This window comes from Pseudonocardia sp., from assembly GCF_025965585.1.
Classification (GTDB): domain Bacteria; phylum Actinomycetota; class Actinomycetes; order Mycobacteriales; family Pseudonocardiaceae; genus Pseudonocardia.
On sequence record NZ_JAOPWR010000073.1, the window covers coordinates 12905 to 25096 of the forward strand.

At 72.9% G+C, this 12192-nt stretch carries 14 protein-coding genes; 6 read left to right on the forward strand and 8 right to left on the reverse strand.

Translation table 11 applies throughout. From position 1 onward, the window contains the following. Window positions 1-128: 128 nt before the first annotated feature. From JWR81_RS04660 to JWR81_RS04670, 3 genes are all read left to right on the forward strand, one after another. Window positions 129-1370 carry a Rieske 2Fe-2S domain-containing protein gene (locus JWR81_RS04660; protein WP_297646930.1) on the forward strand — a complete coding sequence of 414 codons (1242 nt, stop codon included), beginning with the start codon at window positions 129-131 and terminating at the stop codon, window positions 1368-1370. A 142-nt stretch (window positions 1371-1512) separates the two neighbouring features. Further along, complete coding sequence (locus JWR81_RS04665; RefSeq protein ID WP_297646932.1) at window positions 1513-2211, forward strand: HAD-IA family hydrolase; 699 nt, start codon at window positions 1513-1515, stop codon at window positions 2209-2211. Between the two features lie 88 nt (window positions 2212-2299). Next, entirely contained in the window at window positions 2300-3034 is a 735-nt protein-coding gene (locus JWR81_RS04670; protein ID WP_297646934.1) for an SDR family oxidoreductase, read from the forward strand. A 16-nt stretch (window positions 3035-3050) separates the two neighbouring features. Here the strand turns inward: JWR81_RS04670 and JWR81_RS04675 are convergent, their stop codons facing one another. Together JWR81_RS04675 and JWR81_RS04680 are read right to left on the reverse strand one after the other, a co-directional pair. Then, on the reverse strand, window positions 3051-3461 hold the full coding sequence (locus JWR81_RS04675) for a tautomerase family protein (RefSeq protein ID WP_297646936.1): 411 nt from the start codon (window positions 3459-3461) through the stop codon (window positions 3051-3053). Window positions 3462-3512: 51 nt separating this feature from the next. After that, window positions 3513-3653, reverse strand: coding sequence for a hypothetical protein (locus JWR81_RS04680; protein ID WP_297646941.1), 141 nt, complete (start codon window positions 3651-3653; stop codon window positions 3513-3515). A gap of 115 nt (window positions 3654-3768) precedes the next feature. On the opposite strand from JWR81_RS04680, the gene JWR81_RS04685 reads away from it, so the two are divergent. After that, window positions 3769-4257 (forward strand): hypothetical protein, encoded by a 489-nt coding sequence (locus tag JWR81_RS04685; protein ID WP_297646943.1) that lies wholly within the window; start codon window positions 3769-3771, stop codon window positions 4255-4257. A gap of 27 nt (window positions 4258-4284) precedes the next feature. On the opposite strand, the gene JWR81_RS04690 is transcribed toward JWR81_RS04685, so the two are convergent. The 6 genes from JWR81_RS04690 to JWR81_RS04715 all read right to left on the reverse strand — a co-directional run bounded on the left by JWR81_RS04690 (window position 4285) and on the right by JWR81_RS04715 (window position 9427). Further along, window positions 4285-4482, reverse strand: coding sequence for a hypothetical protein (locus tag JWR81_RS04690; RefSeq protein WP_297646945.1), 198 nt, complete (start codon window positions 4480-4482; stop codon window positions 4285-4287). A gap of 138 nt (window positions 4483-4620) precedes the next feature. After that, a complete protein-coding gene (nthB, locus tag JWR81_RS04695) occupies window positions 4621-5289 on the reverse strand; it encodes a nitrile hydratase subunit beta (RefSeq protein ID WP_297646947.1) in 669 nt (222 codons plus the stop codon). Continuing rightward, a complete protein-coding gene (nthA, locus tag JWR81_RS04700; RefSeq protein WP_297647017.1) occupies window positions 5274-5828 on the reverse strand; it encodes a nitrile hydratase subunit alpha in 555 nt (184 codons plus the stop codon). The genes nthB and nthA overlap by 16 nt, the downstream gene beginning before the upstream one ends. A 232-nt stretch (window positions 5829-6060) precedes the next feature. Then, on the reverse strand, window positions 6061-7485 hold the full coding sequence (locus tag JWR81_RS04705; protein WP_297646948.1) for an aldehyde dehydrogenase: 1425 nt from the start codon (window positions 7483-7485) through the stop codon (window positions 6061-6063). Next, a complete protein-coding gene (dmpG, locus tag JWR81_RS04710; protein ID WP_297646951.1) occupies window positions 7485-8525 on the reverse strand; it encodes a 4-hydroxy-2-oxovalerate aldolase in 1041 nt (346 codons plus the stop codon). Before dmpG ends, JWR81_RS04705 begins: the two co-directional genes overlap by 1 nt. Further along, complete coding sequence (locus JWR81_RS04715; protein WP_297646953.1) at window positions 8522-9427, reverse strand: acetaldehyde dehydrogenase (acetylating); 906 nt, start codon at window positions 9425-9427, stop codon at window positions 8522-8524. The genes dmpG and JWR81_RS04715 overlap by 4 nt, the downstream gene beginning before the upstream one ends. Before the next feature lie 155 nt (window positions 9428-9582). On the opposite strand from JWR81_RS04715, the gene JWR81_RS04720 reads away from it, so the two are divergent. After that, window positions 9583-10344: an IclR family transcriptional regulator gene (locus JWR81_RS04720; RefSeq protein WP_297646955.1), complete on the forward strand. Its 762-nt coding sequence runs from the start codon at window positions 9583-9585 to the stop codon at window positions 10342-10344. Between the two features lie 79 nt (window positions 10345-10423). Then, the gene (locus JWR81_RS04725; RefSeq protein ID WP_297646957.1) at window positions 10424-12049 is read left to right on the forward strand and encodes a thiamine pyrophosphate-binding protein; all 1626 of its coding nucleotides are present in this window, start codon (window positions 10424-10426) and stop codon (window positions 12047-12049) included. Window positions 12050-12192: the final 143 nt, after the last annotated feature.

The following is a 12192-nucleotide window of genomic DNA, read 5'->3' on the forward strand; positions in this document are numbered from 1 at the left end:
CCCGCGGCAAGCGGGCCGTTCTCCTCTGCCGAACGTGCCACCGTCCGAAACGGAGCTTTGCCGGGCCGTTCGGCGGCGGCGAACATCACCCTTCCCGCAGGTGGGAGCGATTTCCTAGCGTCCGGCTCATGTTGAGTGCGGAGAAGAACGAACGCCTCACCCGGGTCGGACCGGGCACTCCCATGGGTGAGCTGCTGCGCCGTTACTGGTGGCCGGTGGCCACGCACGACATGGCGACGCGCATCCCCGTCAAGCGCCGACTGCTCGGCGAGAACCTGGTCCTGTTCCGGGACGGCAGCGGCACCGTCGGGCTCCTCGCCGAGCAGTGCCCGCACCGCCGGGCGGCCCTCTGGCTGGGCTGCACCGAGGAGCAGGGGCTGCGCTGCGGCTACCACGGCTGGCGCTTCGACGCCGAGGGCAACTGCCTGGAGCAGCCCGGCGAGCCGGCGGAGTCGACCTTCAAGGACCGCATCAAGGCCACCGCCTACCCCGTGCAGGAGCTGGGTGGGCTGATCTTCGCCTACCTCGGGCCGCTGCCGGCGCCGGAGCTGCCGCGCTACGACCTCTTCGTGTGGGAGGACGCATGGCGCGACATCGGCCACGCCGAGCTGCCCTGCAACTTCGTGCAGATCATGGAGAACTCCGTCGACCCGTACCACGTCGAGTGGCTGCACGGGCGCTACGGAACGTTCCTCCGCGAGCTGGACGGCAACACCACCCCGCTGCCCGTTGTCACGAAGAAGCACGTGAAGGTCGCGTTCGAGGTGTTCGAGCACGGCATCCTCAAGCGCCGCGTGCTCGAAGGGCACACCGAGGAGGACGAGGACTGGAAGGTCGGCCACCCGCTGGTGTTCCCGCACATGCTGCGCGTCGGCGCCGCGGGGCTGGCGACGTTCCAGATCCGGGTGCCGATCGACGACGAGAACACCTGGCACGTCTGGTACCAGACCTACCGACCCGAGGGCGGGGCCCCGCCCCAGCCGGAGATCCCCGTCTACGAGGTGCCCCTGCGCGACGAGAAGGGCGAGTACCTCCGCGACTACGTCGACGGCCAGGACATCGTCGCGTGGATCACGCAGGGCCGGATCTCCGACCGCTCGCAGGAGCACCTGGGCAGGTCCGACCTGGGCGTCATCCTGCTACGCAAGCTCTACGCGGAGCAGATGGAGAAGGTGGCGGCGGGCGAGGACCCGCTGTGCACGTTCCGCGAGCCGCACGAGGTGATCGACCTGCCGATGGAGAAGGACAAGTTCGGCTCGGCCGTGGAGTTCCGGCAGCTCTGGACGCGGGAGAGCTCGATCCGCTACTCCCCCATCAAGGACGAGATCTTCGAGCTGTTCGGCGACCCGGTCCCGGCGTGGGCGAGTTGACCGAGCTTGCGAGGTCATCAGGTGACACTGTCTCGTACTGTCCCGGGTGCGGCGCCGCGCTCGGGGAGGCCGCGTTCGTCCAGGAGTTCTGGTCGGGCGCCGACCGGCACTTCCTGTGCTGGTGCGCGGCGTGTGAGCTCATGTGCACCGTGGTGATCGGGGCACTCGTCGGAACGGAGCCGGAACACTGAAAGCACTGCTGCTCGACCTCGGCGGGACGGTCTTCCGCTCCGGCTCGGAGATGATGGGGCTGTTCGGCGAGGCCGAGCCCGCGGTGCGCGAGGTGGTGGCGCGCCGCGGCCCGCTGGGCCCCGAGCGCGACGAGCTGTGGGAGCGGATGCTGCGCTCGGAGATCAGCGAGCGCGACTACTGGCAGCTCCGCTCCGACGAGATGGGCGCCGCCCTGGGCCGGGACTGGCCGATCCAGGAGTTCATGCACACCCTCTACTCGATGGCCGGCCACGACATCATCCGGCCCGCGGCCGCCGAGCTGGCCGCCGACGCGCGGGCGGCGGGCCACCGGGTCGGGGTGCTCACCAACGACCTGCGCGCCTTCCACGGCGACACGGCGATGGCGTCGCACCCGTTCCTGCGCAACATCGACGCGATGGTGGACGCGTCGGTCACCGGCATCCTCAAGCCCGACCCCCGCGCCTACGCCCTCGCCGCGTCGGAGCTCGGCGCGGACCCGGCCGACATCGTGTTCGTCGACGACATGCCGTGGAACGTCGAGGGCGCGCGGAAGGCGGGCATGATCGCGCTGGAGCTGGACCTGACGGCGCCGGACAAGGTGTTCGACGAGGCCCGCGAGGCGCTGATGTCGACCGGGACGACGCCGTGACCACCCCCATCCGGCCGCGATCACGGGCGGATGGTCGTCCGACGGGCTGCGCGGGCCGCCCTCTCGCCGTGATCGGTGGTGGGGGCGGGTGAGCGCCGGGATCGCCGTCGTCGTCGGGGCGTCCGGGGCGCTCGGGTCCGCCATCGCCGACCGGCTCGGCAAGGAGGGGCTGTCCGTCGTCGCGGTGTCGCGGTCCGGTGGGCCCGACCCGCTCGCCTGCGCCGCCGACATCGGCTCCGACGACGCGGTCACCGCCATCGCCGACGCCGTCGCGGCCGCCGGGGACGGGCCCGTGCGGATGGTGGTGCAGGCCGCCGGGCTGCCCGCGGCCGGGCCGGTGGAGACGATCGTCCCCGACGCACTGGGCCACGCGGTCGCTCTGAAGGCGGGCGGGCTGTTGCGCCTGATCCGCGCGGTCGACGGGCGGCTGGAGCGCGGCGCACGCATCGTCGCGCTCGGCGGCCACTACGGCATCGAGCCCGCGCCGTACGCGTGCGCGGCGGGCGTCACCAACGCGGCGCTGGCCAACCTGGTGCGCCAGCTCGCGATCGCGTACGGGCCGCGCGGGATCACCACGCACCTCGTCGCGCCCGGCCCGGCCGACACCCCGCGGCTGCGCGGCCTGTCGGAGAAGGCGGCCGCCCAGCGGGGGGTGCCGGTGGAGCAGGTGCTCGCCGAGCGGGCCGCGGAGTCGCCGCTGGGCCGTCTCGTCACGCCCGAGGAGGTGGCGTGGTCGGTGGCGATGCTGCTGGCCCCGGAGGCCGACGCGCTACTGGGCTCGACGCTGTCGCTCGACGTCGGTGCCCGGAGGGGCATCTTCTGACAGCCCGCGCCGGGCGTCAGGCGGAGGCGGCGCGCGCGGCGATCTCGGGCTTCCGCGCCACGCTGGCCGGCACCCCGCCGATCGCCCAGTCGTCGGGGTGCACCTGGATGATCCGGCCGCGGACGAGCTTCCGGTCGACGCCGAGCACGTCCACGATGATGTCGGTGAACGCCCCCAGCAGCCGCCTGCGCTGCTCGGCCGGGCGGCCCTCCAGCACGATCGCGGTGAAGTAGGGAGCCGACCCTGCCGCGGCCGGGACGCCGCCGGTGGCCCAGTGCTCGGGGCGGTGCAGCGTGACGTAGGCCCGCACCCGCTCCACGGGCGACTCCAGCACCTCGGCGTACCGGGCGCTCATGGAGGTGAGCAGCTCGGCGTGCTGGGCGGCGGTGTGCTTCCCGTCGACGAGATGCACCTCGAGGATCGGCATGGCGTCACGCTAATGATCGACCACGCCCACGCCAAGGTCGGTGTTCGGCGCTCAGGTCCGGTCGTGCTCGATGACCACCGGGCGCGCGCGCTCCCACGCCGGGTAGCGCTCGGTCTCGGGACGCCTGCCCTGCGAGACGGCGCGCCACCGTGCGCGGAACGCCGCGAGCCGCCGAGGCCCGAAGGTGGCCATACCGGCCACAACGCCACGCGTCACCCGGCGGTTCCGATCCGGACACCGCCACGGTCGTGGCGCCGCACCGCCGCTAGGCTGTCGATCTCCACCTATCGTTCCCGGGGAGCACTCGATGGGTCTCGTGCCAGGCGTTCTGCGGGTGCTCGGCGCCGTCGCGGCCCTCGCCCTGCTCGCCGGGTGCGGCGGGTCGGTCGCCGACGCCGACACGGTCCGGCCGCCTACCACCACGCGTCCCGTGTCGCCGCAGGCGGCGTCGTTCTGCGCGGCCGTGCAGGCCAACGCCGACGCGATCCGCCCTCTCAACGGGCTCTCGCTGGGCGGCCCCGTCAACGCCGCGGGCGACGGCCTGGCCGCGGCCGTCAGCAGTGCGCGCCTGTCGGGCATCGCCCTGGCCGACGCCGCGCCCGCCGAGATCCGCGATGACGTGCAGCGCGTGGTCGACGCCATGGACGTCGAGCTCAACGCGCTCGTCGCCGCCGGCGGGGACGCCGCGAAGGCGGCCCGCGACCCGGCGGTGACGGCGGCGGTCAACTCGCCCGAGGTGACCGCCGCAGGCGAGCGCGTGACGACCTACGTCCAGCAGAACTGCAGCCGGCGCTGATCCTCCCCGCGCCGGTGGTGCCCGCGGTCAGCGGCGGTGGCGGGCCCAGTTCACGGCGTCGTTCCAGCTGACGCCGCGCGGCCGCCAGTGGTACCGGGTGAGCAGGTCCTGGAACCCCGGCCCGTTGAGGCCGTGGCGCCGGCTCAGGTCCATCACCTGCTGGATCACGGAGTTCGGGGCGCCGTGCGCGTGGAGGTAGGAGATGATCTGCTGGAGGGTGAGCATGGGGGGTCGGGGCTCCTCGTGTTCGGGGATGACGGCGCTTCCGTGCGCCGAGGACCACCATGTCGCCCCCACCCGTCAACGGGCTGTGGCCGTTCTGTCAGGAGCATGTGAACGGGATGTCCACACAGGACGGACAACTCATACCGGGTCGAGGTGGCCCTCCCAGGCCTCGATCGTCACGTTCAGGTCCGGCGCGGCGGCCGCGCCCCAGAGCTCCCGGCCGTCGAACCGGACGGTGTAGAGCCACTGCGGCTGCTCACCCGCGCCGTGCGCGTGGGCGTCGGGCAGGACGTGCGCGCCGTGCACCCGCTCGACGACACCGGTCTTCCCGCGGGCGTAGCGGGGCAGCCGGGTGTGGCCGGTGGGGTGCACCACACGGGTGCGCACCGCGTCGCCGACCGCGAAGCGCGCCGGGCCCTGGGCGGGACGGTCGTACGGACTGCCCGCGGCGAGGGCCTTCTCGGCGTCGGTGGCCGACCACGCCCGCACCGGGACCCCGGGGGTGAGCACGCGGCGCTGGGCGATCTCGTCGGCGTCGACGAGCTCGGTGGCCACGAGCAGGCGTTCGAGGGCCTTCACCCAGATCGCGTAGTAGCTCGACGTCAGGTACTCGGCGGGGTGCAGGCTCTCCCGCGCGTGCCTGCCCGCGTCGATGCTCCAGCGCCCGGCGGCACCGATCGCGAGGGTCAGCGCGAGTGCGCGACGTTCCCAGTCGGCGTGGAAGTACTCACCCTCGGGCTCCGGGACGACCGGGCCGAAGCCCATCATCCCGCCGAGGTCGGCGGCACTGTTCACAACAGACCGCACCCGATCATGGAGTCGCGGGTGACGAGCGCGGCGAGTGCGTCCTCGTCGAGGTGCTCGGTGCCGGCCGGGCGCATCGGCACGACGAGGTAGCGGACCTCGGCGGTGGAGTCGTGCACCGTCACCCGCGTGGACGCGGGCAGCGTGACGCCGAAGTCGGCGAGCACGGAGCGGGGGTCGAGCACCACGCGCGAGCGGTACGCCGCCGACTTGTACCAGGTGGGCGGCAGCCCGAGCACCGGCCACGGATAGCAGGAGCACAGCGTGCAGACCACGACGTGGTGCTGCTCGGGCGTGTTCTCCAGCGCCACCATGTGCTCGCCCTGCCGCCCGCCGTAGCCCAGCTCGGCGATGGCCGCGGTGGCGTCGGCGCGCAGCCGCTCGCGGTAGGCCGGGTCCGTCCAGGACCGGGCGACGACGCGGGCCCCGTTGCGCGGCCCGACATCGTGCTCGTACGTGGTGATGATCTTCTCGAGCGCGGCCGGATCGACGTAGCCCTTCTCGACGAGGATCATCTCCAGCGCCTCGACCCGCAGGGCCATCCCGTCGTCAGCCACGGGCACCACCCTATCCGCCGGATCTGCGATCCGTCCGTCCTTCGCGCTGCGACGACGGGCGTGACGGCGTCCGCCCCTGCACGCGCGTCGGGTCACCAGCGCGTGCGTAGCTGCGCGCGCGTAGGGCGGGAACGCGCGCGTGGGGCGGGGGCGCGCCACTCGCCTACTGCTTGATCGCCATCACCACGGCCATGCACCGATCGGTGAAGAACCGTCGCTAATTCTTGATCGCCATCACCACGGCCTTGGGTTCGGTGAAGAACTCGCGGCTGAAGTTGCCGCCCTCCCGGCCCCAACCCGAGTCGGCGAAGCCGCCGAAGGGCGCGCGCAGGTCCCGGATGAAGAAGCAGTTGGTCCAGATCGTCCCTGCGCGCAGCTGCGCGGCGACGCGGTGGGCCCGCGACAGGTTCTCCGTGAAGATCATCGCGTTGAGGCCGTAGGGCGAGTCGTTGGCCGCCGTGACCGCCTCGGCCTCGGAGTCGAACGGCGTGACGGTCACGACCGGGCCGAAGATCTCCTCGCACTGGATCGGCGAGTCGGCGGGGGCGTCGACGACGACCGTCGGCTTGACGACCCAGCCCTCCCCCAGCCCGCCGGTGAGCACCTTCCCTGCCGGGGTCTCCAGGTAGCCGGTGACCTTGGTGTAGTGCTCCTGCGACGCCAGCGGGCCCAGCTGCGTGGCCGGGTCCTTCGGGTCGCCGATCACCAGCGCCTCCGCCGCGGCGACGAACCGCTCGAGGAACTCCTCCAGGACCCCGCGCTCGACGTAGAGCCGGGAGCCCGCGAGGCACACCTGCCCGGCGTTGGTGAAGATCGCCTTGATCGACCAGTCGACGGCGGAGTCGAGGTCGGCGTCGGCGAACACCAGGTTGGCGCCCTTGCCACCCAGTTCCAGGCTGACGGGCGTGAGGTTCTTCGCCGCCGCGCCGGTGATGATGCGACCGGTGCCCGACTCACCGGTGAACGTGATCCGGTCGACGCGGGGGTCCTCGGTGAGCGCCGAGCCGGCGGAGTCCGGGCCGTAGCCGTGCAGGACGTTGAGCACGCCCGCCGGGATGCCCGCCTCCAGCGCGAGCCGCGCCATGATCGTCGCGGATGCGGGGGTGTCCTCCGCGGGCTTGAGGACGATCGTGTTGCCCCAGGCCAGCGCCGGCGCGACCTTCCAGCTCTCCAGCATCAACGGGAAGTTCCACGGCGCCACCGCCGCGACGACGCCCGCGGGCTCATAGCGGGTGTAGGCGTGGTGGCCGGTGTCCATCGGCAGCGCTTCGGCCATCGCCAGGCGGGCGTGGTCGGCGAAGAAGCGGAAGTTCTGCGCCGCGCGCGGCACGTCCTTCCCCTTGGCGTCGCTGATCGGCTTGCCCATGTCCCGAGTGTCGGCCATGGCCAGCTCGTCGCTGTGCTCGACGATCAGGTCGGCGAACCTGTGGATCAGCGCGCCCCGCTCGGCGAAGCCCATCCGCGGCCAGGGGCCCTCGTCGAACGCCTTGCGCGCGGCCGTCACGGCCAGGTCGGCCTCGGGCGCGCCGCCCAGAGCGACCTGCGCCCAGGGCTCCTGCGTATAGGGATCGATCGAGTCGAAGCGCCTGCCGTCGAGGCTCTCGCGCTCCTTGCCGTCGATGACGTGTCCGAAGAACTCCATCACTTGGCCTCGGCCTTCTTCGTCGCCAGCTCGATCGCCACGTCGATGATCATGTCCTCCTGGCCACCGACGTACCCGAGCTCGCCGACGCGGGCGAGGATGTCGTAGGCCGGGATGCCGTAGCGCTCGGACGCGCGCTCGGCGTGCAGCAGGAAGCTCGAGTAGACGCCCGCGTAGCCCTGCACGATGGCGTTGCGGTCCATCGAGGGCCAGCGCGGGATGAACGGCTTGACCACGTCCTCCGCGGCGGCCAGCACGCCCGGCACGTCGACGCCGGTGGCGATCTCGAGCTTGTCGAACGTGGCCGCGAGCACCTCTGTGGGCGCGTTGCCCGCGCCCGCGCCCAGCGCGCACAGCGCGCCGTCGATCTGCTTGGCCCCGTTGTTGTAGGCCAGCACCGAGTTGGCGACGCCCATCGAGAGGTTCTGGTGGCCGTGGAAGCCGACCTGCGCCTGGTGGCCGATCTCCCGCACCAGCGCCTCGACGCGCACCTGGGCGGTGTCGAGCACGAGCGCCCCGGCCGAGTCGACGCAGTAGACGCACTGCGCACCCGCGTCGACCATGATCCGGGCCTGCCCGGCGAGCTCCTCGGGAGTGGTCTTGTGCGCCATCATGAGGAACCCGACGGTCTCCATGCCCAGCTCACGGGCCAGCCCGAAGTGCTGGATGGAGACGTCGGCCTCCGTGCAGTGGGTGGCCATGCGCGCCACGCGGGCACCTGCGTCGAAGGCTCGCTGCAGGTCGTCGCGGGTACCGATGCCGGGCACCAGCAGCACCGCGATCTCGGCCTGCGTGGCCTCGTCGACGGCGGCGGCGATCAGCTTGATCTCGTCCTCGGCGGAGAAGCCGTAGTTGAACGACGAGCCGCCCAGGCCGTCGCCGTGGGTCACCTCGATGACCTCCACACCCGCCCCGTCCAACGCGTGCACGGTGGCGCGCACCTGGCCCTCGGTGAACTGGTGGGCCATCGCGTGGCTGCCGTCGCGCAGCGTGGTGTCGGTGATCCGGACGTCGTTGCGGATGGTCGGCATGTCACTCATGCGGAGGCTCCCAGCTTCGCCTGGGCCATCAGCTCGCCCACGCGGGCGGCCGCGGCGGTCATGATGTCGAGGTTGCCCGCGTACTCGGGCAGGTAGTCGCCGTTGCCCTTGACCTCGAGGAACACCGCGACGCGGCCGTTGCCCGACCAGTTGTCGCGGGGCTCGTCGAACTGCGGCTCGGCGCGCAACGTGTAGCCGGGCACGTACTGCTGGACCTCCACGGCCATCTCGTGGATCGACGCGCTGATCGCGTCGCGGTCGGCGTCCGGGCCGATCATGCAGAACACCGTGTCGCGCATGATCATCGGCGGCTCGACGGGGTTGAGGATGATGATCGCCTTGCCCCGCGCCGCGCCACCGACCTCGGCCACGGCCTGCGACGTGGTGTGGGTGAACTCGTCGATGTTGGCGCGCGTGCCCGGCCCGGCGCCGCGCGAGGCCACCGACGCGACGATCTCCGCGTAGGGCACCGGCGTGATCCGCGAGACCGCGTGCACCATCGGGATCGTCGCCTGGCCACCGCAGGTGATCATCGAGACGTTGGGCGCGGCGATGTGGTCGCGGAGGTTCACCGGCGGGCAGACCATCGGCCCGAGGTGCGCGGGCGTGAGGTCCACAGCCTGGATGCCGGCCTCCGCATAGCGCGGGGCGTTGGCGATGTGGGCCTTCGCCGAGGTGGCCTCGAAGACGATCTGAGGGAGGGGATCCTGGCGCATCAGCCAGTCCACGCCCTCGGCCGAGGCGGCGATGCCCTTGTCGCGGGCGCGCGCCAAACCGTCGGACTCGACGACGCCGACCATGTAGGCGACCTCGATGGCACTGCTGCGCTGCAGCTTGGCCAGCAGGTCCGTGCCGATGTTCCCCGGCCCGACGATCGCGGCCGGCACTCTCTCGGTGCTCATGCCGTCGAGCGTGGCGGCCGGTTGGCGGGAGCGGAACGTCCACGTTCCGGTCAGCGAAACGTATGCGTCGCGCGGACGCCGAGGAGCACGCCCGTCGCCGGGTTCCGACGGGAGTGCCGGTGGACCGGGCCCGCATCCGGGGCCACCATGGGCCGGTGCGTTCCGGTGAGCGAGACGTCCCCAACTCTGTGCTGGGTCGTGCGCTCACACTGCTCACCGCGTTCCGGCCCGGCGACACGGAGCTGACGCTCGCCGAGCTCACCCGCCGCACCGGCATCCCCAAGCCCACCGCCCACCGCCTGCTCGCGGAGCTGGCCACGTGGAACGTCGTGGAGCGGACGCCCGACGGCATCCGGCTCGGGATGGCGCTGTTCGAGCTCGGCCAGCTCGCGCCCCTGCAGCGCGGACTGCGCGAGGCTGCTGCCCCGTTCCTCGCCGACCTCTTCGAGGCCACCCACGAGACCGTGCACCTCGCCGTGCCCGACGGCACCGACGTCGTCTATGTGCAGAAGCTCGCCGGTCGCCGCGGGCCGCGCGTGAACTCGCGCGTCGGAGGCCGGATGCCCGCCTACTGCACCGGCGTCGGCAAGGCGCTGCTCGCGTTCTCACCGCCGGAGCGGCTGGCCGCGGTGGTCGCCGCCGGGCTGGTCCGCCGCACGCCGCGCACCGTCGTCGCGCCCGGACTGCTCGACCAGGACCTCGCCCGCATCCGCGAGCGCGGGGTGGCCGAGGAGCACGAGGAGTCGACGGTCGGCATCGCGTGCGTCGCGGCCCCCGTCCTCGACGGGAGCGGGGACGCGGTGGCCGCGATCTCGATCACCGGCTGGGCCAACCGGCTCGACACCGAGCGCCTCGCCCCGGCCGTCCGGACCGCGGCGCTGGGGCTCTCCCGGGTGCTGCGCACGGGCACGCCCTGACCTCGGCACCGGTTCAGCGGCGGCCCGGGCCCGTGAGAACCGGTGAATGTCTGCGGCCACCGCCACTAGGGTCTGCCCGATGACGAGTGGCGCGGCGAGCGCGAGCGTGGCCCGGTCCGTACTGGACGCCGTTGCCGTGCACGGTGCCACCACCGTGTTCGGCCTGCCGGGGGTGCACAACCTCGCGTTCTGGAAGGACGTGCCGCAGGCGCCGCTCGTGGTCCGGCACGAGCAGGCCGCCGTCTACGCGGCCGACGGGTGGGCACGCGCCACCGGACGGCTCGGCGCGGCCGTCGTCACCACCGGGCCCGGTGCCGCCAACGCGCTCGCGGCGTTCGGCGAGGCCGCGTCGGTCGGGTCGCCGGTGCTGCTCGTCGCGTCGGAGATCCCGCAGACGCTGCGCCGGGACGGGCGGCTGCGCGGGGTGCTGCACGAGTCGCGCGACCAGGCCGGCATGTTCGCGCCGCTGGCCAAGGCCGTGTTCACGCCGCGCACCGCGGAGGAGGTGGCGGAGTCCCTCGACGGCGCGATCGCCTGCGCGATGACGCACCCGCGCGGCCCCGTCTACATGGACGTCCCCGCCGACGTGCTGGGCCACGACGCCGTGCCGCTGCGGCCCGGGCGCGGCGCCGTCTGGCACGAGATGGAGCCCGCCGACTCCGACCTCGACGCCGCGGCCGCCGTGCTGGCCGACGCGCGGGTCGTGATCTGGGCCGGGGGCGGAGCGGTGGACGTGGAACCGTCGCTCGCGGTGCTGGCCGAGCACCTCGGGGCGCCCGTCGTCACGAGCTACCAGGGCCGGGGCTGCCCGCCCACCGGCCATCCGGTGGCGGTCGGGCTGCCGCCGCACGAGCCCGAGGTGGCGGCGCTGATCGGCGCGGCCGACGTGCTGCTCGCGGTCGGCGGCGACCTCGACGGCATGAACACCCGCAACTGGACGATGCCGCGGCCGCCCGAGCTCGTCACGCTCGAGCCGGCCCTGCGCCGCGACGTGCCCGAGTGGCCGGCCGACGTCGCCGTCACCGGCACGCTCGGCAGCGCGATGCGCGGGCTGCGCGACCGCCTGCCCGCGAGACCGGCGTGGGCCCCGCCCGGCCTGCGTGGGCAGGTGCTCGCCCGGATCGCCGCGGATCCCGCGACAGCCGAGGCGATCGCGCTGGTCGAGGCCGTGGAGGCCGCCCGGGACTCGGCCGACGACGCCGTGCTGGTGTGCGACATGGCCGTGGCCGGGTACTGGGTGGGCGGCTACGCGACAGTGCCGGGCCCGCGCCGCGTCGCGTACCCCGTCGGCTGGGGCACGCTCGGCTTCGGGCTACCCGCGGCGATCGGCGCGGCCGCGGCCGGGCACCCGGTGATCGCCGTGTGCGGCGACGGCGGGCTCGCGATGGGGTTGGGCGAGCTGGCCACCCTCGTGCAGGAGCGGCTGCCCGTCACCGTCCTCGTCGTGGACGACGGCGGGTACGGGATGCTGCGCTACGACCAGGTCCGCGCGGGCGACGCGGAGGTGGGCGTCGACCTGACCACTCCGGACTTCGTCGCGCTCGCAACGGCCTTCGGGCTCCCGGCCACGAACGTCCCGTCCGTCGGGGTCGGCCTGGAGAAGGCCCTGATCGCGGCCGTGGCCTCGGGCGGCCCGCATCTCGTGCGCGTTCCCGCCCTGCTGACGCCGCCCCGTACCACGTCGCCGCGCTGGCACGAGGACTAACCTCGTCGATGTGACCCACATCATATCGCTATCTGACTTATCGCGATATATCGTGATGGCACACGAGCTACTCAGTGCTATCGGAGCAGGAGGCTCGCAACGTCTGAGGAGACATCGACCATGACTGCCATGAACCCCCCGTG

Coding starts and splice junctions, on each gene's coding strand:
- JWR81_RS04680 (WP_297646941.1), bottom strand. CDS start 3,653: ATGGCCACCTTCGGGCCTCGGCGGCTCGCGGCGTTCCGCGCACGGTGG.
- JWR81_RS04675 (WP_297646936.1), bottom strand. CDS start 3,461: ATGCCGATCCTCGAGGTGCATCTCGTCGACGGGAAGCACACCGCCGCC.
- JWR81_RS04660 (WP_297646930.1), top strand. CDS start 129: ATGTTGAGTGCGGAGAAGAACGAACGCCTCACCCGGGTCGGACCGGGC.
- JWR81_RS04715 (WP_297646953.1), bottom strand. CDS start 9,427: ATGAGCACCGAGAGAGTGCCGGCCGCGATCGTCGGGCCGGGGAACATC.
- dmpG (WP_297646951.1), bottom strand. CDS start 8,525: ATGAGTGACATGCCGACCATCCGCAACGACGTCCGGATCACCGACACC.
- nthA (WP_297647017.1), bottom strand. CDS start 5,828: ATGGCCCTGCGGGTCGAGGCGCTGGAGATGATCCTCGTCGAGAAGGGC.
- JWR81_RS04705 (WP_297646948.1), bottom strand. CDS start 7,485: ATGGAGTTCTTCGGACACGTCATCGACGGCAAGGAGCGCGAGAGCCTC.
- JWR81_RS04725 (WP_297646957.1), top strand. CDS start 10,424: ATGACGAGTGGCGCGGCGAGCGCGAGCGTGGCCCGGTCCGTACTGGAC.
- JWR81_RS04685 (WP_297646943.1), top strand. CDS start 3,769: ATGGGTCTCGTGCCAGGCGTTCTGCGGGTGCTCGGCGCCGTCGCGGCC.
- JWR81_RS04690 (WP_297646945.1), bottom strand. CDS start 4,482: ATGCTCACCCTCCAGCAGATCATCTCCTACCTCCACGCGCACGGCGCC.